The organism is Actinoplanes sp. NPDC000266 (assembly GCF_042899005.1).
Taxonomy (GTDB): Bacteria; Actinomycetota; Actinomycetes; order Mycobacteriales; family Micromonosporaceae; genus Actinoplanes.
This window is the reverse complement of record NZ_JBIAZI010000001.1, coordinates 46,965-73,956: the sequence shown is the minus strand read 5'-3', so window position 1 is coordinate 73,956 and position 26,992 is coordinate 46,965. Positions and strand designations below refer to the sequence as shown.

The 26,992-nt window shown below is 70.5% G+C and carries 16 protein-coding genes and 1 pseudogene; 13 read left to right on the top strand and 4 right to left on the bottom strand.

The genetic code is table 11. The features are described 5' to 3' along the window. The first annotated feature begins 7 nt into the window (after window positions 1-7). Complete coding sequence (locus tag ACFY36_RS00320) at window positions 8-2,221, top strand: glycoside hydrolase family 97 N-terminal domain-containing protein (protein ID WP_499743687.1); 2,214 nt, start codon at window positions 8-10, stop codon at window positions 2,219-2,221. Window positions 2,222-2,234: 13 nt separating this feature from the next. Here the strand turns inward: ACFY36_RS00320 and ACFY36_RS00315 are convergent, their stop codons facing one another. Continuing rightward, entirely contained in the window at window positions 2,235-3,224 is a 990-nt protein-coding gene (locus ACFY36_RS00315; protein ID WP_499743686.1) for a LacI family DNA-binding transcriptional regulator, read from the bottom strand. Between the two features lie 77 nt (window positions 3,225-3,301). Between ACFY36_RS00315 and ACFY36_RS00310 the strand changes: the two genes are divergently transcribed. From ACFY36_RS00310 to ACFY36_RS00285, 6 genes and pseudogenes are all read left to right on the top strand, one after another. Then, complete coding sequence (locus ACFY36_RS00310) at window positions 3,302-4,657, top strand: extracellular solute-binding protein (protein ID WP_499743685.1); 1,356 nt, start codon at window positions 3,302-3,304, stop codon at window positions 4,655-4,657. Between the two features lie 3 nt (window positions 4,658-4,660). Continuing rightward, window positions 4,661-5,581: a carbohydrate ABC transporter permease gene (locus ACFY36_RS00305; protein WP_499743684.1), complete on the top strand. Its 921-nt coding sequence runs from the start codon at window positions 4,661-4,663 to the stop codon at window positions 5,579-5,581. A gap of 1 nt (window position 5,582) precedes the next feature. Further along, window positions 5,583-6,395 (top strand): carbohydrate ABC transporter permease, encoded by an 813-nt coding sequence (locus ACFY36_RS00300; RefSeq protein ID WP_499743683.1) that lies wholly within the window; start codon window positions 5,583-5,585, stop codon window positions 6,393-6,395. Between the two features lie 127 nt (window positions 6,396-6,522). Further along, a complete protein-coding gene (locus ACFY36_RS00295) occupies window positions 6,523-8,268 on the top strand; it encodes a CocE/NonD family hydrolase (protein ID WP_499743682.1) in 1,746 nt (581 codons plus the stop codon). 97 nt (window positions 8,269-8,365) lie between these two features. Next, a pseudogene (locus tag ACFY36_RS00290) lies at window positions 8,366-8,659 on the top strand (DUF3500 domain-containing protein); the annotation flags it as partial. A gap of 25 nt (window positions 8,660-8,684) precedes the next feature. Further along, window positions 8,685-9,071, top strand: a complete 387-nt coding sequence (locus tag ACFY36_RS00285; protein ID WP_499743681.1) for a CoA transferase — start codon at window positions 8,685-8,687, stop codon at window positions 9,069-9,071. Between the two features lie 17 nt (window positions 9,072-9,088). Here the strand turns inward: ACFY36_RS00285 and ACFY36_RS00280 are convergent, their stop codons facing one another. Next, window positions 9,089-10,636, bottom strand: a complete 1,548-nt coding sequence (locus tag ACFY36_RS00280) for a ricin-type beta-trefoil lectin domain protein (protein WP_499743680.1) — start codon at window positions 10,634-10,636, stop codon at window positions 9,089-9,091. A 510-nt stretch (window positions 10,637-11,146) separates the two neighbouring features. On the opposite strand from ACFY36_RS00280, the gene ACFY36_RS00275 reads away from it, so the two are divergent. The 3 genes from ACFY36_RS00275 (at window position 11,147) to ACFY36_RS00265 (ending at window position 16,840) form a co-directional block, all read left to right on the top strand. Then, a complete protein-coding gene (locus ACFY36_RS00275) occupies window positions 11,147-13,243 on the top strand; it encodes a PQQ-dependent sugar dehydrogenase (protein ID WP_499743679.1) in 2,097 nt (698 codons plus the stop codon). A 70-nt stretch (window positions 13,244-13,313) separates the two neighbouring features. Further along, window positions 13,314-15,704, top strand: a complete 2,391-nt coding sequence (locus ACFY36_RS00270) for a ricin-type beta-trefoil lectin domain protein (RefSeq protein ID WP_499743678.1) — start codon at window positions 13,314-13,316, stop codon at window positions 15,702-15,704. A 29-nt stretch (window positions 15,705-15,733) separates the two neighbouring features. Beyond that, a complete protein-coding gene (locus tag ACFY36_RS00265) occupies window positions 15,734-16,840 on the top strand; it encodes a ricin-type beta-trefoil lectin domain protein (RefSeq protein WP_499743677.1) in 1,107 nt (368 codons plus the stop codon). Between the two features lie 649 nt (window positions 16,841-17,489). Here ACFY36_RS00265 and ACFY36_RS00260 read toward each other — a convergent pair. Both ACFY36_RS00260 and ACFY36_RS00255 read right to left on the bottom strand, forming a co-directional pair. Beyond that, window positions 17,490-21,965, bottom strand: coding sequence for a glycoside hydrolase family 2 TIM barrel-domain containing protein (locus ACFY36_RS00260; RefSeq protein ID WP_499743676.1), 4,476 nt, complete (start codon window positions 21,963-21,965; stop codon window positions 17,490-17,492). 33 nt (window positions 21,966-21,998) lie between these two features. Next, the gene (locus tag ACFY36_RS00255; RefSeq protein WP_499743675.1) at window positions 21,999-22,814 is read right to left on the bottom strand and encodes a DeoR/GlpR family DNA-binding transcription regulator; all 816 of its coding nucleotides are present in this window, start codon (window positions 22,812-22,814) and stop codon (window positions 21,999-22,001) included. Between the two features lie 226 nt (window positions 22,815-23,040). On the opposite strand from ACFY36_RS00255, the gene ACFY36_RS00250 reads away from it, so the two are divergent. From ACFY36_RS00250 to ACFY36_RS00240, 3 genes are read left to right on the top strand one after another with little or no spacing between them, the layout of a single operon-like run. Then, the gene (locus ACFY36_RS00250; protein WP_499743674.1) at window positions 23,041-24,315 is read left to right on the top strand and encodes a spinster family MFS transporter; all 1,275 of its coding nucleotides are present in this window, start codon (window positions 23,041-23,043) and stop codon (window positions 24,313-24,315) included. Further along, a complete protein-coding gene (locus ACFY36_RS00245; RefSeq protein WP_499743673.1) occupies window positions 24,312-25,799 on the top strand; it encodes a flavin-containing monooxygenase in 1,488 nt (495 codons plus the stop codon). The genes ACFY36_RS00250 and ACFY36_RS00245 overlap by 4 nt, the downstream gene beginning before the upstream one ends. Next, window positions 25,796-26,992, top strand: a complete 1,197-nt coding sequence (locus ACFY36_RS00240; RefSeq protein ID WP_499743672.1) for a zinc-binding dehydrogenase — start codon at window positions 25,796-25,798, stop codon at window positions 26,990-26,992. Before ACFY36_RS00245 ends, ACFY36_RS00240 begins: the two co-directional genes overlap by 4 nt.

The window sequence follows — 26,992 nt, the reverse complement described above, 5'->3', positions numbered from 1 at the left end:
CATCCCCATGCGCCTGAGAAACGCACTGCCGGCGCTCCTGTTGCCGGCGACCCTGCTGGTGGCCACCCCGACCGCCGCCCACGCCGCCACGACCTGGACGGTCAGCGGCCCGTCGGCCGGCTCACCGACCTCGGCCCAGGTCACCCTCAATGACAACGGCACGCTCGCGTTCTCGGTGTCCCATCAGGGCCGCACCGTGCTGTCGCCCGCGCCGATCGGCATCCAGACGAGCGCGGCCGACCTGACCCGCGGCCTCACGTTCACCCGGCGGGCGGACCGGGCGGTCACCGAGACGTACACGATGACCACCGGCAAGCAGCGCAACCGGTCGACCACCTACAACGAGTCCACGTTCTCGTTCACCGGCGCCGGCGGAGCCCGGCTGGACGTCGTCGTGCGGGCCTCGAACACCGGCGCCGCCTACCGTTACGTGCTGCCCGGCAGCGGATCGGTGACGGTCAACCGCGAGGCGTCGTCCTGGGCCGTGCCGACGTCGTCCACCGCCTGGCTGCTGCCCGCACACAGCGAGGACCAGGGTTACCCGGTCCAGACGACGGCGGGCGGGGCGGCGGCCGGCACCTTCCGGGTGCCGGCGCTCTTCGACGTCGGCGGCACCTACGCGCTGGTCGCCGAGGCTGATCTCGACGGCCGGTACGCGGCGGCCAGCCTGACCCACACGGCCGGCTCCGGGACGTACGGCACCTCGCTGGCCTCGACCGTCACCACCAGCCTGCCGCTGTCGACGCCGTGGCGCACCGCCGCGGTCGGAGACCTGAGCTCGGTCACGCAGTCGACGATCGTGGACGACCTCTCCGCGCCCTCGCGCGCGGGCAACCCGTCCTGGGCGAGACCCGACACCGTCGCCTGGTCCTGGCTGACCGAGCACTCGAGCCCGTCGAGCGAGAGCCGGCAACGGCAGTACATCGACTTCGCCGCCCGCAACGGCTGGGGCTACGTCCTCATCGACGAGGGCTGGCAGGAGAGCTGGGTGCCGGGCGTGGTGTCCTACGCGCGCTCGAAGGGCGTGCAGGTGATCCTGTGGTTCAACTCCTCCACCCTGCGCACCGCCGAGCAGCGTGAGACGTGGCTGCCCCGCATCAAGGGCTGGGGCGTGGCCGGGGTGAAGGTCGACTTCATCTACGAGTTCACCCAGCCGACCCTGCAGTGGTACGACGCCATCCTGGCTCGGACGGCCGAGCTGCAACTGATGATCAACTTCCACGGATCCGCTACCCCGCGCGGCATGCAGCGCACCTGGCCGCACGTCATGACCGCGGAATCGGTGCACGGCGCCGAGCAGTACCTGCGGGCCACGAAGAACACGATCCTGCCGTTCACCCGCAACGTCATCTCCAGCATGGACTACACCCCGGTCGTGTTCAGCCCGTACAACCGCGACACCACCCCGGCCCACGAGCTCGCGACCGCCATCGTCTTCGAGTCCGGCTGGCAGCACCTCGGCGACAACCCCGAGAGCTACGAGGCCCGGCCCGAGGCCCTGCGCATCCTCAACCAGATCCCCACCACCTGGGACGAGACCCGGCTGCTGGGCGGCCGGCCCGGCCAGGAGGCCTACTTCGCCCGCCGCAACGGCGGCACCTGGTACCTGGGCGGCATCTCCGCCCTGGGCGCGAAGACCTACTCGGCGCCGCTGAGCTTCCTCGGCGGCGGCCAGTGGCTGCTGGAGACCGTCCGGGACGGCTCCGGCTCGTCGCTGGTCCGCGAGACGCGCGTCGTCACCAACACGTCCACCCTGTCGGTGGCGTTGCTGGAGCGCGGTGGCTTCGCCTCGGTCGTGTGCCCGTACACCAGCGGCCTGACCACCTGCGGCACCGCCGGCAGTGTCCTTCGCGGCCAGGCCTCCGGACGGTGCGTCGACGTGCCGTTCGCCAGCCAGGTCAACCGGACCCGGGTCGAGCTCTTCGACTGCAACGGCGGCGCCAACCAGGCCTGGACGGCGACGTCGTCACGGCAGCTGACCGTGTACGGCTCCAAGTGCCTGGACGTCGACGGCGGCGGCACCGCCGACGGAACCGCCGTGACCATCTTCGACTGCACCGGCGGCGCCAACCAGCAGTGGACCGTCAACGCCGACGGAACAGTCGTCGGCGCCGGCTCCGGCAAGTGCCTCGACGCCACCGGCGGGGCCACGGCCAACGGCACCCTGCTACAGATCTGGCCCTGCAACGGCGGCGCCAACCAGAGGTGGTCGCGCAGCTGAGCTGAGACGCCGATCAGGACGTACGCCCACGGTGGACCAGCGTGGTCGGCAGGACCACCTGGCGTACGTCCTGAGTGCCGCCGCCGATGCGGTCGAACAGCAGGGCCGCCGCCTGACGGCCCAGTTCGACCGCGTCGTAGGTGGTCAGGGCGACCGGCTGGGGCAGCAGGTCGGCCAGCTCGACGTCGTCGAAGCCGGCGACCCCGACGTCGCCGTGGTGGGCCGCGGCCGCGTGCAGCACGCCGACGCAGATACGGTTGTTGTCGGCGAAGACGGCGTCGGCCTTCGCGGCCCCGGTGAGCAGGTCCGTGGCCGAGCGGGTGGCGTCCTCGACCGTATGGTTGCCCAGGCTGACCAGCGCGGGGTCGAAGGCCAGGCCGGCGTCGGCGAGCGCCTGCCGATATCCGGCCTGGCGGGCCGCGCCTGTGTGCACGGCCGGGTCGCCGCCGAGGAAGGCGATACGCCGATATCCCGCCGCGACGAGGTGCGTGACGGCCGCGCGGGCGCCGCCGAAGCTGTCGAGGACCACCGAGTCGGCGAGCACGCCCGGCGGGACGCGGTCGATGAAGACCATAGGCGCCCGGCGGGTGAGCTCGTGGTGCAGGTCGTGGTGGTCGTGGGCGGTGGGCACGACGAGCAGGCCGTCGACGCGGCGGCGGACGAGGTCGCGCAGCAGGTTGCGCTCCCGCTCGTAGTCCTGGCCCGTGCTGCCGACCACCAGCAGGTGATTGTGCAGGCGGGCGGTCTCCTCGGCGCCGCGGATGATGGCCGACCAGAACGGGTTGCCCGGGTCCTCGATGACCAGCGCGATGGTGTTGGTGGCCTGGCCGGGCCGCAGCGTGCGGGCGATCTCGTTGCGGTGGAAGCCGAGCTCGGCGATGGCCCGCTCGACGGCCGCGCGCGTCTCGGGCCGGATGTAACGCTCGTCGTTCACGACCCGCGAGACCGTGGCCGGGCTGACCCCGGCCGCCTTCGCGACGTCACGCATGGTGGGTTGCCGCACGCGTTCCCCTTTCTTGACCGCGCCAAAATAAGTCGATTAGTGTCTATGTATACGTTCTCAGAACCAGGGAGCAGAGTATGCGACGACGCACCAGAACTCTCCTGGCCGGACTGCTGGCTCTGACCCTGAGCGCGACCACGGCGTGCTCGGGTGATTCCGGCGGCGACAGCGAATCGAAAACCCTCACCGTGGCGTACCAGAAATTCGGCACGTTCATCCAGATGGACGACCTGATGAACAAGGTCAAGGGCGAGTTCGAGCAGGCCCACACGGGCTGGACCGTGAAGCTGCTGCCGATCGAGGCGTCCGAGAACGACTACTACACCAAGCTCACCCTGATGAACCGGTCCCCCAACACGGCGCCGGACATCCTCTACGAGGACACCTTCCTGGTGAACACCGACATCCAGGCCGGTTTTCTCACCCCGCTCGACAGCTACCTCGGCAAGTGGGCCGACTGGAGCCAGTTCACCGACGCCTCGAAGACGGCCGCGAAGGGCCTGGACGGAAAGATCTACGGGGTGCCGATGGGCACCGACACCCGCGCCCTCTGGTACAACAAGGACCTGTTCGCCAAGGCTGGGCTGCCGGTGCCGTGGCAGCCGAAGACCTGGGACGACGTGCTCGCGGCGGCGCGCACCGTCAAGCAGAAGCTGCCCGGTGTGATCCCGATGAACGTCTTCTCGGGCAAGGGCGCCGGCGAGGCCGCGAGCATGCAGGGCTTCGAGATGCTGCTCTACGGCACCGACAACACCCTCTACGACGAGTCCAGTAAGAAGTGGCTGGTCAACACGCCTGGCTTCCTCGACTCCCTGAACTTCGTCAAGACCGTGTACGGCGAGAAGCTCGGCCCCGACGTGCAGGACGCGCTCGACCCGAACTTCGGCAACCGGCTGAGCGCCGAGCTGATCCCGAACAACAAGATCGCCATCGACCTGAACGGCTCGTGGCAGAGCGGCAACTGGATCGAGACCGGCGCCAAGCCGTGGCCCGAGTGGTCCAAGGTGCTCGGCCAGGCCCCGATGCCCACCCAGAAGGGCCAGGCGCCCGGCTCGACCAGCATGTCCGGCGGCTGGGTGCTGTCGGTCGGCTCGCACGCCAAGGACAAGCAGGCCGCCTTCGACTACGTCAGCCTGGCGCTGAACAAGGAGAACTCGCTGGCGTACGCCATCGCGGCCGGCCAGATCGCCGAGCGCAAGGACGTGGCCGAGGACCCGGCCTATCTGAAGTCCAACCCGGCTCTGAAGTTCTTCACCGACCTGGTCCAGGTGACCCACTTCCGGCCCGCCTACCCGGAGTACCCACGGGTCTCCAACGCCATCCAGGTCGCCATGGAGGGGGTGATGACCGGCCAGCAGACGCCCGAGCAGGCCATGGCCACCTACGGCGACACGGTCAAGGCCGCCGTCGGCGCCGACAAAGTGAGCGGCTGAGGCGTGACGGCCACCACCCCGACGCGACCCCCGGCGGTGCACGCTTCGGCGAGCGCGCCCCGCCGGGACCGCGGCCGCCTCCTGCGCATCCTCGTTCCCCTGCTGCCGGCCCTGCTGCTGCTTCTGCTCTTCTTCGCCGGCCCGATGCTGTGGAGCCTGTACACCGCGTTCACGAATTCCGCGCTGAGCGGCAGCGGGACTGTCGAGTTCATCGGCCTGGACAACTTCGAGCGGCTGGTCAACGACCCGTCGTTCTGGCACTCGATCGTGCTGACGCTGGTGTTCGTGGTCGGCTCGGCGGTGATCGGCCAGAACACCCTCGGCCTGTTGATAGCCCTGCTGATGCGCGGTCGCCACCGGGTCACCCGCACCGTGGTCACCGGGCTGGTCCTGGCCGCGTGGGCCGTGCCGGAGACGGTCGCCGCCTTCTGCTGGTACGCGTTCCTGCACCGCACCGGCACCCTCAACGAGCTTCTGCAGAACTTCGGGATCTCGCAGAACTGGCTCTACACCGCGCCGATGCTCGCGGTGATCCTGGCCAACGTGTGGCGCGGCACCGCGTTCAGCATGCTCGTCTACGACGCCGCGCTCTCCGAGGTGCCACCCGACCTGCTGGAGGCCGCCGCCATCGACGGCGCCTCGGGCTGGCAGCGGCTGCGCCACGTGACGCTGCCGCTGATCCGCCGGTCCATCGTCACCAACCTCATGCTCATCACCCTGCAGACACTGGCCGCGTTCGGCCTGATCTTCGTGATGACCGGCGGCGGCCCGGGCACGGCCAGCCAGACCACGCCGCTCTACATGTACGAGCAGGCCTTCAAGTTCTACGAGCTCGGCTACGGCACCGCGATGGCGCTCGTGCTGCTCGCGGTCGGCGCGATCTTCTCCGCGATCTACCTGCGGCTGATCCGGTTGGAGGACTGAGATGGCCCGGCGCTTGGCGACCTATCTGGCCCTGCTCGTGATCGCGCTCTGCTTCCTGCTCCCGTTCGCGTGGCTGCTGATCAGCTCGGTCCAGCCGAACTCGGGGCTCTCGGCCGAGCTGACCGGGCAGTTCTCGCTGGTGAACTTCTCCGACGTGCTCACACCGGAGACCGTGTTCCGGCCGATGCTCAACTCACTGATCATCTCCGGCGGCACGGCGATCCTGACGGCGGTCGTCGCCACCTTCGCCGCTTATCCGCTGTCGCGCTATCGCAACCGGTTCGGCCGCGGCTTCCTCTACGTCATCCTGTTCGCCACCGGCCTGCCGATCACCGCGGTCATGGTGCCCGTCTATGCCATGTACAGCCGGTTCAACCTGGTCGACTCGGTGCCGGCCACCGTCGCCTTCATGACGGCGTCGGCCCTGCCGTTCGCCATCTGGATGATGAAGAACTTCATGGACAGTGTGCCGCTGAGCCTGGAGGAGGCGGCCTGGACCGACGGCGCGGGCTGGTTCCAGTCGCTGCACCGGATCGTGCTGCCGCTGATGGTCCCCGGCCTCACGGTCGTCTTCATCTTCACCTTCGTGCTGCAGTGGGGGAACTTCTTCGTCCCGTTCATCCTGCTGCTCAGCCCGGAGAAACAGCCGGCCTCGGTGACCATCTACACCTTCTTCTCCCAGTACGGCCAGGTCGCGTACGGCCAGCTCGCCGCCTTCTCGATCCTCTACACCGTGCCGGTGATCCTGCTGTACTCGGCGGTCTCCAAGGCGCTCGGCGGGGCGTTCAGCCTCACCGGCGCCGTGAAGGGCTGAAAGGGGCAGCCCAGATTTATCTCAACGCGTGTTGATATAAGAACGCGGCGGACGTATGTTCGGACGGTCGGCGGCCCAGTCCCGCCGGAGCACTTCGCGCCTGGAACACAAGACGAAGGAGCTCGCCATGAGCGACGTCCAGAAGCTCTACATGCCGTCCCGCCCGCTCGAGCCGGGCAACGACCGCTACGGCATCCTCACCGGATTCGAGCCCGGCACCAGAACCCTTCCGGCAGGTTTCCGGATCGCACCGCCGTTCCGGCCGATCCCGGTCGACATCGTCCTGGAGAAGGATGTCCCGGTCACCCTGCGCGACGGCGTGACGATCAACGTCGACGTGTTCCGTCCGGCCGGCGCGGACAAGGTGCCGGTCATCGTCGCCTGGAGCCCGTACGGCAAGGGCCAGGGCACCTCGCCCAGCGTGATGGGCGTCTTCGGGCTGGTCGGACTCAGCAACCAGACCGTCTCCGGCCTGGCGAAGTTCGAGGCGCCGGACCCGGCCTACTGGTGCGCGCAGGGCTACGCGATCTGCAACCCGGACATCCGCGGCACCATCGACTCCGAGGGCGACAGCGTGCTCTGGGACCGCCAGGAGGGCCGTGACTGCTACGACCTGATCGAGTGGCTGGCCGTCCAGGAGTGGTCGACCGGCAAGGTGGCGATGAGCGGCACCTCCTACCTCGCCGTCTCGCAGTGGTTCACCGCCGCCGAGCAGCCGCCGCACCTGGCCGCGATCAACCCGTGGGAAGGCGTCAGCGACGTCTACCGCGACCTGGTGATGCGCGGCGGCATGCCGGACACCGGCTTCGCCCGGCAGCTGCGGGACTACTCCTTCTGGGGCCGGAGCCGCAAGGAGGACATCATCGCCGAGGCCGAGGCCTACCCGCTGATGAACGAGCTCTGGGCGAACAAGATCCCGGATTTCGGCCGGATCACCGTGCCGGCGTACGTCGTGGCCAGCTACTCCAACACGTTGCACACGGCGGGCACCTTCCGCGCCTGGCGCCGGATCGCGTCCACCGAGAAATGGCTGCGCGTCCACAACGGACAGGAGTGGCCGGACTACTACGACGAGGCGAACGTCGAGGACCTGCGCCGGTTCTTCGACCACTACCTCAAAGGCGCCGACAACGGATGGGAGACGACGCCGCGCGTCCGCTACTCCGTGCTCGACCTGGAAGGCGGAGACCGGGTCAACCTGCCCGCCACGGCCTTCCCGCCGGTGGACGTCACTCCGGCCAGCTACTACCTCGACGGCCGCACCCGCACCCTGGGCACCACGGCGCCGGCCGAGGAGGCCACGGCCCAGTACGACGTCGACGCGAACCCTGACCTGGTGTCCTTCGTGGTCCGGTTCGAGCGGGAGACGGTGCTGGTGGGTTACCCGAAGGCGCATCTGTTCGTCGAGGCGCGCGGCTCCGACGACATGGACCTGTTCGTCCTGCTGCAGAAACTGGACGAGCACGGCACCCCGCTCGCCGCGTTCACCACGCCCAACCAGAGCGCGATGATCCACGACCTGACCGAGCGGGGCGCCACCATCCTGCGGTACAAAGGCTCCGACGGCCGGCTCCGGGTCTCCCTGCGGCACCTCGACGAGGACCTGACGACCGGCGACGTGCCCGCGCACAGCTTCGACCGGGTTGAGAAGCTCGCCCCCGGCCAGATCGCCGAGGTGGAGATCGACCTGCTGCCGGCCGGGCTCGCCTTCCACGCCGGTGAGCAGCTCCGCTTCGTGGTCAGCGGCCGGAACCTGCTCGGCGGGATGATGCCCCGGCTGGTCGAGTACACCCCGGCCAACAAGGGCCTGCACGTCATCCACACCGGCGGCGATCACGCCTCCTACCTCCAGCTCCCCCTTCAGGCGGGCTGACCGGCCGGATCGACACGGCCCGAGGGCGGCCGCGCCGGCTACGACCAGATCGCGCAGGGCGAGGGCGGCCTGATGTCGCTGACCGGATCCGGTCCCGGTGTCGATTCCGGCGTACGCCCGCGTCGTGCAGGTGATGGCCAACGAACACCTGCTCCGCGAACTCAACCAGCCGCTGTTCGGCCACATCGCAGCCACCTTCCGCGACGCGCGGGCCTATTTCCTGACCTTTTTCGGGCAGCCGCAGCCCGACACGAGCTGGGGTTGGCGGCTCGTCGGCCACCACCTGTCGCTCAACGTCACGGTCGTCGACGGGGATCTGGTCAGCGTCACCCCGTTCCTGCTCGGCGCCGAGCCCGCCCGGTTCGGCCCGTTCCGGATCCTGGGCGAAGAGGAGGACACCGCATCTGCTGGCCGGGATGTACGGCGCGTACGGCGTCCTCGCCGCCCTGCACGAACGGACGCGCACAGGGCACGGGCAGGTCGTCCGCACCTCGCTGCTGGCCGCCGCGGTCGGCGTGCATGCCTTCCAGGGCACCCGATGGACGGTGGCCGGCGAGGTGGGCCGCGCCGCCGGCAACCATCACGCCGCCATCGCCCCCTACGGCCTGTTCCGCTGCGCCGACGGCGCGGTGCAGATCGCGATCGGCAACGAGGGACTCTGGCGCCGGCTCTGCGCCGGTTTCGACCTCGACCCCGACCAGCCGGGCTTCGCCACCAACGCCGAGCGGGTGGAACGCCGCGAGGACGTGATCACCCTCGTCGAGAAGGCGTTCTCGGCCTGGGACGCCGGCGACGCGGCCTGACCACCGGCCGCACGGCGTCAGGTCCGGGACCATCTCTGGTTCGTGCCGCCGTTACAGGTCCAGATCGTGAGGGCGGCGCCGTTGGCGCTGCCCGTCGCGTCGAGGCACTTCCCGGAGCCGGCGCCCACGACCGTGCCGTCGGCGTTGACGGTCCATTGCTGGTTGGCGCCACCGTTGCAGTCCCAGATGATGACGGCCGTCCCGTCGGCGGTGCCTCCGGCGCTGGCGTCCAGGCACTTGGTGCCGTACACCTGCAGCTGCCGGGCGGCCGTGGCCGTCCAGCGCTGGTTGGCGCCGCCGTTGCAGTCCCAGAGGGCGATAGCGATGCCGTTCGCCTGACCGGCCCCGGGCACGTCGGCGCAGCGCCCGGACTGCTGACCGCGCAGCACCCCGGTGCCGGTCCCACCGCCGGCGCCGGGCATGGAGGCCGGCGTGACGGCCTGCATGATCACGGAGCCGATGGCTTCGACCGCCCGCGTGTCGTCCCGTGGAGTCGGTGTGTCCCAACGGTTCCAGGTCAGGTTGAGGTCGGTACGCCGCGCGTTCCAGGCCGCGTCGGCGTTGCGCTTCATGAAGTCGTAGTACTGCGGCCAGAGGCCGTTCTCACGGACGAACTCGCCCATCCCCCGCGCGAACTCCGACTGCCAGGTCCCCTCCCGTTGCCCGTTCGTCATGATGCCGTTGCTGGTCATGTCCCGGATGACCCAGTCGGTCGTCCGTTTGGCGTCGTCGAACAGGGAGCGTCCGGCGAAGTTGCGGTACATGGCCTGGGCGGCGCTGACGAAGGCGCCGGCGGAATACACCGTACGGCCGCCGGAGAGACTTCCGTTCGCCTGGATGTTCTCGTGGACGGCGCCGCTGCTGCGGTCGAGCAGAGTCGACCAGGTCCAGTCGTAGACCGCGCGCGCCTTGTCGAGATAAGCGCGGCCGCCGCCCGACTCGTAGATGAGGGCGCCCAGGATGACCGCCGGGCTGTTGCTGAGCGCGCTCTTCTCGCCCTTGCGGATGTCCCACCAGATCCCGCCGCCGAGAGCGCTGTCCCAGCCACGGTCGTACACCCGGTCGAATGCGTACTGCGCCTGGGCCAGGTACGTCCGGTTCCCGGTGATCCGGTAGCCCCGGGCGAAGGCCAGGCCCGCCCAGAGCAGATCGTCGTTGTACTCGTTCCAGTTCCAGTCGTAGAGGCCGCCACCACCGCGGTTCTGCTCCAGGAAGGTGTCGAGGAGGCGGCCGATCAGGTCACGTGTGGCCGAGCTGCCGGTGCTGTCGTACACGTCCTCGGCCGCCTGGATGTCCAGGGCCTGACGCCAGAAGTAGTCCTTCGCCGGTTGGTTGAGCGATTCCTTGTAGTACCGCTGATCGCCGTTGGAGACCAGGAACGCGTTGTTCAGCGCGGTGAAGGCGGCGTCGGTGTTGGCGGAGAGCACCACCGGCCCGGCCGGGGCGGCGTGCGCGGTGGCCGGTATCGCGCTCGCGCCGGCGGCGCCGAGCGCCAGAGCGACGAGCACGGCGGCCATCGATCGTGGACCGGAGCGGCGGGGCCGGAGCCCAGGGGTGAGTCGCAAGAGTCTTCTCCTTCGATGCGGGGGTCACGAGGAGTCGCGCGGGTGAGCGTCCTGCGGATCATGTCGAACAAATCCGCACATCCGTCATCAAAGATGAACGCCGGGTGGATGTCAACGCTTTCGGCGAAGCCGATGTCAACGTTTGTCACGCACCGGAAACCTGTCCGACATCGAGCAAGCTGCGTCCAAATAACGATTGAGCAGGGCGCTTGTCAATGATCCAGGGCCGGTTCCGTCACCCGCGTCATGTCGAGCCTGGGTCGGGGCGATGGCGCGACGCTGCCCGATAGGGCGCAGATTGTGACAACTTTTACATCGATGACTGGCGATCGTTGACTTCAGCCTGCCGTTCATCTTCGATAGAACGTGTCTTACTTTGTTCGGCTGAACAAAGGACGGCTTTCCCGGGCATCCCCTCCAGTCCTGATCCGGCGCCGAGCGGTGCACCCTCGGCCCGGCCGGCCCGCCCCGGAGCCGAGACACGATCCCGTCCCCGAGATGAGGAAGCCGATGCCGAGATCCCCCGGACAGCCGCCGCCGGCGCACCGCCGGCGGCGGATCTCGAACGCACTGACCGCACTGGCGCTCTCGACCGCCGCCGCACTGGTCCCGTCCGCACCGGCGCTGGCCGCGGCCGGTTCCCCCGTGGTCGCCGTGGACTCCGGCCGCTGCCTGGACGTGACCGGCCGATCGCAGGACGACCGGGCGCACGTCACCATCCATGACTGCAACGGCGGGGAGAACCAGGCGTGGACCCTGACCGCGGAGGGCGAGCTGCGGGTCTACGACGCGCCGAAGTGCCTCGACGTCGACGGCCAGGCGACCACGGCACCCGCGGTCGTACAGATCTTCACCTGCAACGGCGGCGCGAACCAGCGCTGGCGGGCCGGCCCGGACGGGACGCTCATCGGAGAGCAGTCCGGGCTCTGCCTGGACGTGACCGGCGCGGGCACGGCCAACGGCACGGCGGTCGGACTGTGGACGTGCAACGGGCAGGGCAACCAGAGGTGGCGCGTCACCGGCGGCGCCGACACCCAGCCGCCGAGCGTGCCCGGCAGCCCGCGAGTCGGCAACCTGGTGTGTGACGCGGCGACCTTCTCCTGGGACGCCGCCACGGACGACGTCGGGGTGGCGTTCTACGACGTCTACCACGACGGTCAGCTGATCAAGTCGGTCGGTGGCAGCACGCTGTCCACCGACATCGCGGTGCTCAGCGGTGTCACCTGGGGACTCTATGTCAACGCCCGGGACGCCGCGGGCAACGTGTCGCAAGGCAGCGCGACGGTTCGCATCACCCCGCCGCAGTGCGAGTCCGACACCCGGCCGCCGACCGCGCCGGCGCGGCTCGCCGGGGCGGCGTCGGGCACGACGATCACGCTCACCTGGAGCGCCTCGACCGACGACATCGGGGTACGCGCGTACGACGTCCACCGCGACGGCGTCCGCGTGGGCACGGTCACCGGCACCGCCACCACCGCGCCGGCGACGACGTTCATCGACAGCGCTCTGCCGCCGAACATGGCCCACTCCTACTACGTGACGGCCCGCGACGCCCAGTCGAACGTGTCGGCCCGCAGCAACACGGCGACGGTGACGACCGGCGCCGCCTGCGGCAGCTCGGTCTGCTCCGTACGCCAGGTCGCCACCGACACCGACATTCCGTGGGGTCTGGCGACCCTGCCGGACGGCTCGATCCTCTACACCCGCCGCGACGCGCACGACGTCGTCCGGCTCGACCCGTCGACCGGGGTCAGGACCAGGGTCGGCACGGTGCCCAACGTCTCCGGCACCGACGGCGAGGGTGGCCTGCTCGGCCTGGCCGTGTCGCCGGCCTTCGCCGAGGACCGCTGGGTCTACCTGATGCACACCTCGCCCACCGACAACCGGATCGTCCGGGTGCGGCTCGACGGCGACCGGCTGGACACCGCCGGCACCCAGATCCTGCTGACCGGCATTCTGCGCAACAAGTATCACGACGGCGGCCGGTTGCGTTTCGGCCCGGACGGCAAGCTCTACGCGAGCACCGGGGACGCGCAGAACGGCGACCACGCCCAGAACCGCGACAGTCTCAACGGCAAGATCCTGCGGCTGAACCCGGACGGCAGCGTCCCGGCGGACAATCCGTTCGGCAATCACGTGTGGAGCTACGGCCACCGCAATCCGCAGGGACTCGCGTTCGACTCGCAGGGCCGGCTCTGGGAGCAGGAGTTCGGCAACGCCGTCATGGACGAGACGAACCTGATCGTCAAGGGCGGCAACTACGGCTGGCCGGCGTGCGAGGGGACGAGCGGCGCCTGCGGGACCGCGGGTCTCGTCGCCCCCAAGCAGACGTACCCCACCGCCGACGGCTCCTGCTCCGGCATCGCCATCGTGCGTGACGTGCTGTACGTGGCGTGCCAGCGCGGCACCCGGATGTATCGCGAGGTCATCACCGGCAGCAGCCTCACCGATGTGCGGGCCTACTTCACCGGGACGTACGGCCGCCTGCGCACCGTCGAGCCGGCCCCGGACGGCGGGCTGTGGCTGACCACCAGCAACCAGGGCGACAAGGACAGCACACCGGACAACAGCGACGAGCGGATCCTGCACATCACGCTCGGCAACTGACCCCATCGGGAGCCGCCCCGGCGACGCCGGTCGCGGGGGCGCCCCGGTAACGATCCCGAAAGGACGGACGATGCGACGACGATTCCGGCGGACAGTCCACCTGGTGGTGCTGTCGCTGGTCGCCACCCTGGCGTACGCCTGGCCGGCGTCACCGGCAAGCGCGGCGACCTCGATCCTGATCAACGGCAACGTGGCCGGGCGCACCTTCGACGGCGTCGGCGCGATCAGCGGCGGCGGCGGCAACTCCCGCCTGCTCATCGACTACCCCGAACCGCAACGGACGCAGATCCTCGACTACCTCTTCCGGCCCGGCTACGGCGCCGCGGTGCAACTGCTCAAGCTCGAGATCGGCGGCGACGCGAACTCCACCGACGGCGCCGAGCCCAGCCACCAGCACGTCCGCGGCGACATCAACTGCAACGTGGGATACGAGTTCTGGCTGGCGCGCGAAGCCGTCGCCCGCAACCCGCAGATCAAGCTCGCCGCGCTGCCCTGGACCGCGCCCGGCTGGATCGGCAACGGCGACTTCTGGTCGCAGGACATGATCGACTACGACATCTCCTGGCTGAACTGCGCCCGCGGGCACGGCCTGACCATCAGCTATCTCGGCGGCTGGAACGAACGCGGCCACGACAGCGGCTGGTACAAGAGCCTGCGATCGTCGCTGAACGCCGCCGGCTACTCCGCCGTGCAGATCGTCGGCGACGACAGCGGCTGGAGCATGGCCGACGAGTTCGCCGGCGACCCCACGCTGCGCAACGCCGTCGGCGTGCTGGGCAACCACTACGTGTGCGGCTACCTGTCGCAGGCCGAGTCCTGCTCGACCACCCAGAACGCCCGCAGCTCCGGAAAACCGTTGTGGGCCAGCGAGTTCGGCTCCCAGGACGACAACGACGGTGTGGTGCCGTACATCCGTACCGTCAACCGGGGTTATCTCGACGCCGAGATCACCGGCTTCATGAACTGGCCGCTCATCGCGGCGATCACGCCCAACCTGCCGTACTCCACCGTGGGCCTGATGGACGCCGGCTCGCCGTGGTCCGGCTCGTACCGGGTCGGGAAGAACCTGTGGGCCAACGCCCACTATGCGCAGTTCACCCAGCCCGGCTGGCGGTACCTCAACGACTCGGCGAGCGGATATCTCGGCGGCAACCGGGCCAACGGCAGCTACGTCTCCCTGAAGTCGCCCGACAACGCCGACTACTCGACCATCTACGAGACCAGCGGCACCACCAGCGCGCAGACCGTCGACGTCCGGGTCGCCGGCGGCCTGAAGACCGGCACCGTGCACGTCTGGTCGACCAACATGGGCTCGCCGAACACGGCGGAGCACTTCGTCAAGCAGGCCGACGTCACCCCGGTCAACGGCGCCTACACCCTCACCCTGCAACCCAACCGCATCTACACCGTGACCACGACGACCGGGCAGGGCAAGGGCACGGCGACCGCTCCGGCGAACCGGGCGCTGCCGTTGCCGTACACCGACACCTTCGACAGCTACCCCGTGCGGGGAATGGCGAAGTACTTCCAGACCATGCAGGGCGCGTACGAGATCCGCGACTGCACGGCCGGCCGCACCGGCCGCTGCCTCCAGCAGGTCGCGCCCACCCGGCCGATCAACTGGCAGGACGACAGCGACGCGTACGGGCTCATCGGCGACACCACGTGGTCCAACTACACGGTCAGCACGGACGTGAGCATGCGGCAGGCCGGCACGGTGACCCTGCTCGGCCGGGCCAACACCCAGCTCCGGCCGCAGAACCGCCAGGCCGCCTATCAGCTGCGCGTCAGCGACACCGGCGCGTGGTCCATCGCCGAGCACACGACGAGCAACACCACCACCACGCTGGCCTCCGGCACGCGCCCGGCCCTGGGCCTGAACACCTGGCACAAGCTCTCCCTCGGCTTCTCCGGCACCCGGATCACCGCCGCCATCGACGGCGTCACGCTGGCCACCGTCAACGACAGCTCGTATGCACGAGGCCAGGTCGGAATCGGCGTCGTCGGCTACCAGACCAACCAATTCGACAATCTGACCGTCACCCCCGAGGCCGACCCCGAACCGCCGCCCGAGACCGTCGGCGTGCTGCGGGGACAGGAATCCGGCCGATGCGCCGACGTCCCGGCCGCCAGTCAGGCCAACGGCACCGTGGTCGCCCTCTGGGACTGCAACTTCGCCGTCAATCAGTCCTGGACGGCCACGGCGAGCCGGCAACTGACCGTGTACGGCACCAAATGCCTCGACGCCGACGCTCACGGCACCGCCGACGGCACCGCCGTCCTGATCTGGGACTGCACCGGCGGCGCCAACCAGCAATGGACCGTCAACCCGGACGGCACGGTGGTCGGCGCCGAGTCCGGCAAGTGCCTCGACGCGACCGCCCACGGCACCGCCAACGGCACCCTGCTGTCGATCTGGACGTGCAACGGCGGAGCGAACCAGAAGTGGGCGCGCAGTTGATGCCGCCCCGTCCCCCAGGAAGGACAACGATGCATCACTCTCTGCGGCGGATCGGCGCCGCCGTCCTCGGGCTCGCCCTCGGCGCCGGCCTGGCCCTCACTACAGCGGCGCCGGCCGCGGCGGAATCGAACGGCGGCGTCCGCGTCATGCCGCTGGGCGACTCCATCACCGACGGCTTCAACGTGCCCGGCGGCTACCGCATCGGCCTGTGGCAGCGGATGGCCACCGACCGGCACACCGTCGACTTCGTGGGCTCCGGCTTCAACGGGCCGTCCGCCCTCGGCGACCACGACCACGAGGGTCATTCCGGCTGGCTGATCCGCGACCTCGACGCGAACATCACCGGCTGGCTGCGGCAGTCGGCGCCCCGTACGATCCTGCTGCACATCGGCACGAACGACATCAACCGCAACGACGACGTGGCCGGCGCCCCCGGCCGGCTCTCGGCGCTCATCGACCGGATCCGGGTGCTGGCCCCCAACGCCGAGCTCTTCGTCGCCACCATCACGCCGATCGCCGACACCGCGGCCGAGCAACGGGTCCGGGCCTTCAACGCCGCCGTCCCGGGGGTCGTGGCTCAGAAGGGGTCACGCACGCATCTGGTCGACCTGCACGCCGCGCTCACCACGGCTGACCTGGCCGACGGGCTGCACCCGAACGCCGGCGGCTACGACAAGATGGCGGCACGCTGGTACGCCGCGCTGCAATCCGTACCGGGCAGCCTGACCCCGCTGACCGTGCCGCCGGCCGGCTCCCCCGCATTGTTGTCGCACGCGCAGTCGGGACGCTGCCTCGACATCAGCGGTGGTCTCGCCGACGGTTCCCAGGCGCTGATCTGGGACTGCCACGGCGAGGCCAACCAGCGCTTCACCCGTACGACGGCCGGCGAGCTCCGCGGGCTCGGCGGCCGCTGCCTCGACGTCAACGGCAACGGCACCGCGAACGGCACGAAGATCCAGCTGTGGACGTGCAACGGCACCGCGGCACAGCGGTTCACCGCCAACCCGGACGGCACCGTGGTCGCCGCCGGCTCCGGCAAGTGTCTCGACGTCAACGCGAACGGCACGGCGAACGGCACCCTCGTGCAGCTCTGGGAATGCAACGGCACGGCCGCGCAGCGCTGGACGGTGCGCTGACGACGATGCCGGCGCGGGCCACGGTGGCGTGCTGTCGCCACCGTGGCCCGCGCCCTTTTCTCAGCTTCGCGTTCAACGTCCGTTTCGCCGTTTCGGGGTCTCGACGTTGGTCTTCTTGATCGCGGAATGACGTTGGGCGGGCGTGGATCGGGAGCCTCTGGGGCCTCCTGGTCCTGGTCGGGTGGCTGGCCGGGCTGCCGATCAGGGGCAGTAGATGGCCGAAACCTTGCCGGACGCGGCCGGGGGTGAGCGCATGGGACGGCTTTCGTGGTTGCCACGGGCAGCCGGTGGTCGCCGACCAGTGGTCCAGCCCAGGACTTGTTCGGTGAGGCGGAAGGTGTGCTCGATGTCGAAACGGCGCAGGTAGGCCCGCCGAACGCGGTCGAGGTTCAGGCTGGATGGGTCGTCGCCGTGCCACCACAAGCCACTGCGGCATAGCCGGCGCCGTGCCCGCGCCGGGCACCCGGCGCCAGCTCAGATAGGCAACTCCGCCGACCGTGGTCGGCGTGCACAGCCCATCGACCAAGTCGAACAACGGCCACCTGGTCCTCCCCGAGAAGATTCGCCTCTCCTCAGAGTGATCAGGTGGCCGTTGCATGCCAGTCCCTCCACGGAGGACTGAGCCAAGCTCAAACGTTGAACGCGAAGCTCAGACCGCGCAGTGCAGGACGGCGTCCGCCCAGTCGGCGTGGTCCAAGGCGTTGCCGTCACTCGCGTCGGAGACGCGCAGCTCCACCCGATCCCGGCCGGTCAGTGGCAGGTCCACCGGGACCGGGCCGTCCGCCCCGGTCAGCCGGGCGCCGGCCCAGATCCGCTCCCCGTCCGCCCACACCTCGAAGACCACGCTGCCGCCGTCGCCGACCTCGTCGTCGACGCCCGTCACCGCGGTGAACGACGAGCACCGCCCGCCCAGGTGCACCACCATCGACGAGTCGGCGTGCACACCCAGGCCACGCTCGTAGGTCACTCCGCCGATCCGCAGGGGCGAGCCGTCGCCGGCCGCGTCCTCGCCGTTACTGGCGTCACGCTCGACGGGGCCCCAGCCGTTGCGGGCCCGCAGAAGCTCGGCGTCGGCCAGTGCCGTGTCACCGGACGGCGGTGCGGGTGCGGCCGTCACGACGACCTCGGCGGTCCGGGCGTAGACCCGGGCGTTGCCGGCCCCGACACCGGTGAGCTCGGCCGCCACCGCGAACTCGCCCACCCGGATCTCCCGGGTGGCCGTCGCGCCCGCGGCGAGGGCGCCGATCGTCACCGGACCGGCCGACCAGCCGGCCGGCACCCGGACCACGGCGTCCAGCTCGCGCATCGTGCCGGCGCACGGGTTGTGCACGGTCAGCGTCATGGTCGCCGAGGCGCCGGGCTCCCACGAGCCGGTGCCCGCCGACAGCCGGGCCTCCGGCGCGCAGGTGGCCGGGCCGTTCGGACGGCCGGCGATCGCCTCGGCCCGGCTCAGCGGCCGCAGCAGGACCTGATAGGCGTACTCCCGGTCGGCGGCCACGCGATATTGCGGCAGCACCGAGTGGAACGTCTCGGCGACGCCGCTGACCGCGTGGTCGGCGCGCAGGGTGAGCTCACCCGGGGTCCGCTGGAGGGCGTGCGGGTACTGCGCCCGGTCGATCCCGGTGAACGGGGTGACACCCACCGACAGGTCACCCGCGACCAGCAGCCCCGACGAGCGGCCGTCGGAGAGGGCGGCCCAGCGCACGTCCTCGTGGTTGCCGTATTCCTGCGGAGCGCTGTACTCGACGTACTGCTTGTCCACGGTGGAGCGCCACACGCCGACCGGTGAGCCGTCGACCCGGTCCGGGTACGTCTCGCCGGGGCCCCGGCCGTGCCACACGAAGGTGTCGAGCGCCGAGGGCAGGCGCATCTGGAGGCCGACCCGGGGCAGCATCGGCAGATCGCGCATCCGGCCCTGCGGGGTGACCCGGTGCGACACCCGGACGTCACCGTTGGCGGCGACCGCGTAGCTGATCTCCTGGTCGAACCCGGCGTCGGTCACGCCCGGCGCGGCCACCCGGCTGCCGATCGTCACCGTGGAGCCGGAGGTGCCGACCCCGGTCACGGTGGTGGCCAGCCGGTCCAGGCCGACCGCGCGCCAGGCCCGGGCCTCGTCGACGTCGTTGCTGACCGGTGGCCGCCAGACGTCCAGCTCGGGCCCGCCGGTGAGCAGTTCGGTGCCGCGCACCTTCATCGAGGTGAGCGTCCCGGACCGCCGGTCGACGGTGTAGACGAAGCCCGGGCCGGTCAGCACGACGCTGTCGGCGGTGGTGCGGGTGGTGACCGCGCCGGGCACCTCGGGGGCGAACACCCCGGGTACCTGGTCGCCGCCGAGCGGGAACTGCTCCACCGCGACCACGTGCCCGGCCGGCGCCCATCCGGTGGGGCGGGCGAGCACCGCGCGGACGGTCAGGTGGCGCTCGGCGTCGCGGGGGTTGGCCGGAGGCGCGGGCAGCTCGAGGCGTGCGGTGCCACCGGGTGCCACGTCGGCGGTGTGCGTGCCGGAGCGCAGGACCCGGTCACCCTCGACGTACTGCCATCGCACCTGGACGTCGGAGGTGCCGGTGAACGCCCGCTCGTTGGTGACCGAGAGCGTGCGGCCGGCGAAGGCGAACCGCACGGGCGCGTGGACCGCGTTGAGCGCGGTCGCCTCCGGTTGCGGCACCCGGTCGGGGCTGATCATGCCGTCGTTGCCGGCCTCACCCGCGCCGTACGATAGATAGGTCCCCCGGGTCTCGATGTCCTCGAAGTCGAGCGCCAGCACCGGATCGGCCTGGACCGACGGATCGGCGAGCTCGGCGGTGGACAGGGCGCGGTGATAGACGCGCACGTCGTCGACCGCGCCGTGTGCCATCCGGGAGTTGTTGATGTTCTCCCGCATCGACTCGGCGTTGCGCCCGATGTTCACCGGCCACGCCGACCGGTCGACGGCGCCGGTCCACCGGGTCTCCCCCACGACCGCGCCGTCGATGTGCAGGCGCAGCACGTCACCGTCGAAGGTGCCGGCCACCCGGTGCCACTTCTCGTACCAGTCGGCCGGAACGGTGGCCTGCACGACGTGGTACGCGCCGTCGCCGTACACGAAGAACTCGAGCTGGGTCTCCGACTTCATCTTGATCGCGTACTGGTGGTCGCCCTTGGCGACGATGGTCAGGTCGCCGGTCCAGGGCCGGGCCGGCTTGACCCAGGCGTCGAGAGTCAGGCCGCGCGACACCTCGTCGAGCACCGGGGCGCGGTACACCTCGACGAAGTCGTCCAGGCCGGAGAGGGCCAGCGCGTCGCCGCCGCGAGGGCCCGGCACGGTGTCCGGCAGCCCGTTGATCCAGGCCTGGATGTCGTGACCGGAGCGGTCCGGGACGATCCGCAGCGGTTGCCGTAGCTGCTGGTCGACCCAGTCCCAGATGAAGCCGCCCTGCGCCGATGGATACTTGCGCATCACGTCCCAGAACTCGCGGAAGTTGCCGAGGCTGTTGCCCTGCGCGTGGACGTACTCGCCCATCACGATCGGCTTCTCGGTGGTCTTCGCCTTTTCCTCCAATGAGGACGGCGACGGGTATCGCGGTCCCCAGACGTCGGCGAAGGGCGCGTCACCGTCCGGGGAGTTGGACTGGTGGTACAGCGGACGGGTGGGCTCGTTGCGGTCGGCCCATTCGGCCATCGCGTAGTGCGCGGCGCCGAGCCCGGCCTCGTTGCCGGTGTCCCACATCAGCACGCTGGGGTGGTTCTTGTCGCGCTGCACCATGCCGATGAACCGGTCGAGGAAGGCGTCCTTCCACTCGGGCCGGTCGGCCAGGCAGTTGGACGGGCAGTTGTCGTGGTGGTGGGTCTCCACCTCCACCTCGTCGTCGATCCACAGCCCGTGGGTGTCGGCCAGCTCGTACAGGTAGGGGTCGCTCGGATAATGCGCGGTGCGGATCGCGTTGACGTTGTGCTGCTTGAGCAGGTCGACGTCCTGTTCCAGGCGGGCCCGGGGCACGTGCCGGCCGCCGTCGGGGTCGGCGTCGGAGTGGTTGACGCCGCGGACGAGGATCCGCTTGCCGTTGACCTTCAACTGCTTGTCACTGACCTCGATCGTACGGAGCCCGACCGGTTGCCGGGTCACATGGGTGACCCGGCCGGTGGGGTCGAGCAACTCGACCACCAGCGCGTACAGGTTCGGGGTCTCGTCGGTCCAGGGCAACGGATCGGCGACGGCCGCGTCGAGGGTGACCGTGCCGGTGGCCGGGGCGACGGAGCCGGTCGTAGTGGTCACCGGGCGGCCCTTCGGGTCGTACAACCGGCCCCGGACCGTGTGAGCGCCGGCCGGGCCGCCCTTCGCGGCCACGTCGACCACCGCCCGCAGGTGGGAGCCGCCCGGGGTGGTGATGGTGACGTCCCGCAGATAGGTCGACGGCGTCGAGTAGAGCCACGTGGTGCGGAAGATGCCGGAGAACCGCCACTGGTCGTAGTTCTCCAGATGGGTGCCGGCGCTCCACCGGTGGACCTGGAGGGCGATCGTGTTGTGGCCCGGCCGCACCACATCGGTCAGGTCGAACTCGGCCGGCGTGTAGCCGCCCTGGTCGTACCCGACGTACCGGCCGTTGACCCAGAGGAAGTACGCGCTCGTCACGCCCTCGAACCGGACGAACGTACGGCGCCCGTCCCAGCTCCGCGGAACGTCGAAGGTGCGCACGTACGCGCCGGTCGGGTTGACGTCGCGGGGAATGGCGGGCGGCGCGTCGGGCACCATCTCGGTCACGAGGTTGCGGAACAAGGGGTGGTCGAGGCCGTCGGACTGCCAGGTGTGCGGCACGGTGACGCGGCGCCAGTCCGACACGTCGTAGCCCTCGCGCTGGAAGCCGGCGGGCACGTCGGCCGGCCGATCCGCCATGGCCAGGCGCCAGGTGCCGTCCAGCGACCGGATCCACGGCGACCCGGTTCCGCCGGCCCGGGCCGCGGCGACGTCCGGATAGGGCCGGAGGGCGGCGTGCGGCGACTCCTGGTTCTCCTGCACCCGCCGTGGGTCCTCCAGATAATCATGGACGTCAGCCGGCGGATCGGCGGCGGAAGCCGGGCCCGCTATGCCGACGGCCCCTAGCGCGGCCAGCAGAGTTCCGACGACGCACATGCTGAGGTGTCGACGCACCTACTCACGCTCCTCGTGATGAGACATGACTTCCTACTCGACCAGCTGCCCGATCTCAGCCCGGAGCCGATCGCGCGCCGGTGGTGACAGTCCACCGCCCGAGATCAGCACATCGGCCGCCGCCAGTGACGCGAAAGGGACGGTGGGCGCCGCCTCCCAGCGCGTGCTGTCGGCCATGACGACCTTCACGCCCATGCCCTCCATCAGGATCCGGTGGACACCCACCAGCGACGTCTCCGCCGTGCCGAACCCGTCGCTCAGGCTGATCCCGTCGGGAGCGATGAACACGTGACCGACGTGCAGGAGGCTCAACGCCGCCTCGGCCACCCGCCCGGCCAGCGCGTCCGGCCCGGCGCGGACCCCTCCGCTCAGCACGACCTCCTGCCCGGACCGGCCCAGCCGGGAGAAGACACCGAACACTCCGACCGAGTTGGTCACCACGGTCAGGCCGGGCACGTCGGCCAGATGACCGGCGAGCGCGACACCGATGACGCCGGACGCGATCGCGACGGAGGCGCCCGGCATCACCAGGCCGGCCGCGCGCTCGGCGATCAGCCACTGCTCCGGCGAGATCACCCGGCCGGCCAGTTCGCCGATCGCTTCCGCGTGCTCGAGCGGGCGCGTGCCCGGCCCGGACCGCTCGGCCGCGCCGGAGACGGCCCCGCCGCGGACCCGGACGAGGAGCCCGCGCCGGGCCAGCAGGAGAAGGTCGCGATGTGCCGTCTCGGGCGAGACGGCCAGCCGGCGCGCCAGTTCGGGCAGCCGGACGTATCCCTGCCGGGCGAGCAACTCGAGAATGTCAGCGCGACGTTGCTCCTGTTCGGACGGTGAACGGCCGGAGCCTTGCATGATCGGCCACCTTCGCGCAGGCGCTCAGATTCCATCGTGGACGTACACAGGACGACGTGGCTCATCAAAGTCGAACATGACAAGGTTGTCAATGAAGACCATCGATGGCTTCGGAGCTTTGTTCCGCGTACCAAAGCCCACGCTCCGGCCTTGGCAGCCACTCCATGGCCGAGTGACCGCGGCCCGGCGACACTGTGACTCGGCACACGGACAGGAGGGACGGCTGGTGTCACGGACGACCTCTTCCGCCGGGTATGTGCTCGGGTTGCTCTTCGCCGGCAACCTGCTCAACTTCTACGACCGGGCGCTTCCCGCCGTGGTGCTGGAGCCGATCAAGACCGAGTACGGCCTCGACGACACCCAGGTGGGTGTCCTGGCGTCGGCCTTCGTCCTCGTCGCCGCGGTGGCCGGCGTCCCCCTCGGCCGCCTGGCCGATCGCGTCCCCCGCACGACCGTGGCCGGATGGGGCCTCGTCGTCTGGTCCGCGTTCACCGCCGCCGGCGGCCTGCTCACCAGCTTCGGCGGCTTCGTCGCGTCACGTGTCGGCGTCGGGGCCGGCGAGGCGAGCTACGCGCCGGCCACCGGTTCCCTGCTGTCCGACCTCTACCCCAGCGAACGCCGGTCGCGGGCCAACGCGGTGTTCATGCTGGGATTCCCGATCGGCACGCTGCTGGCCTTCTTCACCGCCGGGGCGCTCGCCGTCGCGTTCGACAGCTGGCGGGCGCCGTTCCTCATCGCCGCCGTGCCCGGGTTCGTGGTCGCCGTCCTGGTGCTCCGCCTCCGCGAGCCCGCCCGGGGCGCGGCCGACCCGGGCGCCGCCACCGGCGGGACCTTCCGGTCGTTGTTCCGGGTCCGGTCGATGTACGGCCTGATTCTCGCCTTCGCCGGCTACAACTTCGCGGCCTACGCCATCGGCACGTTCCTGACCCCGGTCCTCCAGCGTTACTACGGGCTGGAACTGGTCGCCGCGGGCGCGGTCGGCGGTGTCGTCATCGGCGTCACGGGGCTGATCGGCCTGCTGGTGGGCGGCCGGGCGCTCGACCGGGCCGCCAGCAGATCGCTGTCCGCGCGGGCCCGGGTGGCAGCGGTCAGCCTCGCCGCGGCGGCCGTCGCCGCTCTCGCCGGGCTCGCGGCCGCCGAGGACAGGCTGTGGCAGCTCGTGCTGTTCCTGAGCCTGGCCTACCTGCTGGGCATCATCTATCTGGCGGCGGCGGTACCGGTCGTGTCGGACGTGATCCGGCCGTCGCAGCGCTCGGGCGCGCTCGGCCTGCTGTTCGCCATCGGCTATCTGCTGGGCGGCGCCGGCGGCCCGATCGTGGTCGGGCTCATCTCCGACAGGCTCGCGGCGGGCGACAGCGACGCCGAGGCCTGGGGCCTGCGGACCGCGATGATGATCGCGGTGCCGGCCGCCTTCGCCGTCGCCTCGATCGGCATGTTCCTCGCCTCGCGCTTCGTCCGGGCCGACCGCGAGGCGATGATCGCCGGCGAGGTGACGGCATGAGCGGCACCGCGGAGAGCCGGCACGCTCAGGTCGTGATCGTCGGCAGTGGGTTCTCCGGTCTCGCGCTCGGGCGTGCGCTGCGGAAGGCACGCTTCACCGACTTCGTCATCCTCGAACGGGAACCCGGCGTCGGCGGGGTGTGGCGCTCCAACACCTATCCGGGATGCACCTGCGACGTCCCGTCACACCTGTACTCGTTCTCGTTCGCCCCCAACCCCGACTGGTCCTCGACCTACTCCCCGCAACCCGAGATCAGCGCCTATCTCGAGCGGTGCGCCGAGGAGTTCGGGCTGCGCCCCCATCTGCACACCGGCGTGGAGGTCGAAGCCGCCCGCTGGGACTCCGGCGACCGCCGGTGGCACGTCACGACGAGCCGGGGACCGTGGACGGCTCAGGTGCTGGTCAGCGCCGTCGGCCCGCTGACCGAGCCGAGGCTGCCGGACGTGCCGGGCATCGGCGGCTTCCGCGGCAAGATCATGCATTCGGCCCGATGGGACCACGAGTACGGCCTCGCCGGCCGGCGGGTGGCGTCCATCGGCACCGGGGCCTCGGCCATCCAGTACGTCCCCTCGATCGCGGACGAGGTCGCCGAGCTGTTCGTCTTCCAGCGCAGCGCTCCCTGGATCACCCCGCACGACAAGAGACCCGTCACCGCCGCCGAGCGGGAGGGCTTCCGAAAACGGCCGCTGCGCCAGCGGATCGAACGCGGCAAGGTCTACCTGGGCAAGGAAGCGCTCGTCCTCGGCATGGCCAAGCGCCCCGGGCTGATGCGGGTCCTCGAAGGCCTCGCCCGCAAGCACCTTCAGCGGCAGGTGCCGGACCCGGAGCTCCGGCGCGCCGTCACGCCCGACTACACGCTGGGCTGCAAGCGGATCGTCCCCTCCAACGCGTGGTATCCCGCCCTTCAGAAGGCCCATGTCACGCTGGTGCCCCATGCCCTGCGGGAGGTCCGCGAACACGGCGTCGTCGGTGCCGACGGCGTCGAACGCGAGGTCGACACCATCATCTTCGGCACCGGCTTCCACGTCACCGACATCCCGTTCGCGGACAAGGTCCGCGGCCCCGGCCGCGAACTGCTCAGCAACGTCTGGGCCGGATCACCGCGGGCCTATCTGGGCGTGTCGGTTCCCGGCTTCCCCAACTACTTCATGCTGCTGGGACCCAACTCGGGGCTGGGACACAGCTCGATGGTCTACATGATCGAGGCGCAGGCCGAGCACGTACGAAACGCGATCCGCGCGCTCGACGTGTCGGGCTCGGCGACGATCGAGGTCGACCGGCGGGCCTTCGACGCGTACAACGCCGGCCTGGACCGCAAGCTGGCGGGCACGGTGTGGGAGGTGGGCGGCTGTCGCTCGTTCTACCAGGACGCGAACGGCCGCAACGCGACGATCTACCCCGACTGGACGTTCCGGTACCGCCGCCAGGCGGTCCGGTGGCGACCGGAGGCGTACCGGCTCACCCCGCCGGACGGCAGCCGATGAAGGCGGTCACCCTCACCGAGGGCCGGCTGGAGCCGGCCGATCTGCCCATGCCCAGACCCGGTCCCGGGCAACTCCTGGTCGAGGTCAAACGGTGCGGCATCTGCGGTTCCGACCTGCACGCGCGCCAGCACGCCGACGACCTGGCCGACGTGCTCGAGCTGTGCGGATATCCCCGCTACATGCGCTCGTCGCAGCAGGTCGTGCTCGGTCACGAGATCTACGGCGAGGTCGCCGACCGGGGCCCCTGGACGAGCGGCCGGCTCAGACCCGGGACACCGGTCGTGGCCATCCCCCTGGTCCGGCGCGGCCGGCAGGTCGACGGGCTCGGGCTGTCGGCACACGCCCCCGGCGCCTACGCCGAGTACGTGGTCGTTCAGGAATCGCTGACCCTGGCCGTGCCCAACGGCCTGCCGGCCGACGTCGCCGCGCTCACCGAGCCGATGGCCGTGGCCTGGCACGCCGTGAACCGCGGCGAGGTGACCACGAAGGACGTGGCGGTCGTGGTGGGCTGCGGACCGGTCGGGCTGGCCGTCATCGCGGTGCTGAAGGCGCGCGGCGTGCGGTCGGTGATCGCCAGTGACCTCTCCCCCGGCCGCCGCGCGCTGGCCCGGGAATGCGGGGCCGACGTGGTCGTCGACCCGGCCCTCGAATCACCATGGCAGACCGGCCCGGGCCGCGACTTCGTCCGCTCCATGTCGGTCGAGTACAACGCCGGCATCGACGCCGTCGAACAGCTCAGCCGGCTGCCGGTTCCGTGGTGGAGCAGCTGGCGGATCCTGGAGAAAGCCGGCCGGACCCGGCCGCGACGCCCCGTGGTCTTCGAGTGCGCCGGGGTGCCCGGGCTGATCGACGACGTCATGGCCGCCGCGCCGCTGCACTCACGGATCGTCGTCGCCGGCGTCTGCATGGGCGCCGACACGGTGCGGCCGTCGCTCGCCGTGAACAAGGAGCTCGACCTGCGCTTCGTCGTCGGCTACACGCCGCTGGAGTTCCGCGACACCCTGCACGCGCTCGCCGACGGCACCCTCTTCGCGTCGCCCATCGTCACCGGGCGGGCCGGTCTCGCCGGCGTCGCCGGCGCGTTCACCGCCCTCGCCGACCCCGCGACGCACGCCAAGGTGCTCCTCGACCCGTCCGTCAACGGGGATCAGATCCTCCTCACACCTCGGTCGCGGGCCGCTCGCCGCCGGTGA

What these genes read in the sequence shown, in the direction of transcription:
- ACFY36_RS00270 (WP_499743678.1), top strand. Translation starts at nt 13,314, where the DNA reads ATGCGACGACGATTCCGGCGGACAGTCCACCTGGTGGTGCTGTCGCTG.
- ACFY36_RS00255 (WP_499743675.1), bottom strand. Translation starts at nt 22,814, where the DNA reads ATGCAAGGCTCCGGCCGTTCACCGTCCGAACAGGAGCAACGTCGCGCT.
- ACFY36_RS00265 (WP_499743677.1), top strand. Translation starts at nt 15,734, where the DNA reads ATGCATCACTCTCTGCGGCGGATCGGCGCCGCCGTCCTCGGGCTCGCC.
- ACFY36_RS00300 (WP_499743683.1), top strand. Translation starts at nt 5,583, where the DNA reads ATGGCCCGGCGCTTGGCGACCTATCTGGCCCTGCTCGTGATCGCGCTC.
- ACFY36_RS00285 (WP_499743681.1), top strand. Translation starts at nt 8,685, where the DNA reads ATGTACGGCGCGTACGGCGTCCTCGCCGCCCTGCACGAACGGACGCGC.
- ACFY36_RS00310 (WP_499743685.1), top strand. Translation starts at nt 3,302, where the DNA reads ATGCGACGACGCACCAGAACTCTCCTGGCCGGACTGCTGGCTCTGACC.
- ACFY36_RS00295 (WP_499743682.1), top strand. Translation starts at nt 6,523, where the DNA reads ATGAGCGACGTCCAGAAGCTCTACATGCCGTCCCGCCCGCTCGAGCCG.
- ACFY36_RS00245 (WP_499743673.1), top strand. Translation starts at nt 24,312, where the DNA reads ATGAGCGGCACCGCGGAGAGCCGGCACGCTCAGGTCGTGATCGTCGGC.
- ACFY36_RS00320 (WP_499743687.1), top strand. Translation starts at nt 8, where the DNA reads ATGCGCCTGAGAAACGCACTGCCGGCGCTCCTGTTGCCGGCGACCCTG.
- ACFY36_RS00240 (WP_499743672.1), top strand. Translation starts at nt 25,796, where the DNA reads ATGAAGGCGGTCACCCTCACCGAGGGCCGGCTGGAGCCGGCCGATCTG.
- ACFY36_RS00275 (WP_499743679.1), top strand. Translation starts at nt 11,147, where the DNA reads ATGCCGAGATCCCCCGGACAGCCGCCGCCGGCGCACCGCCGGCGGCGG.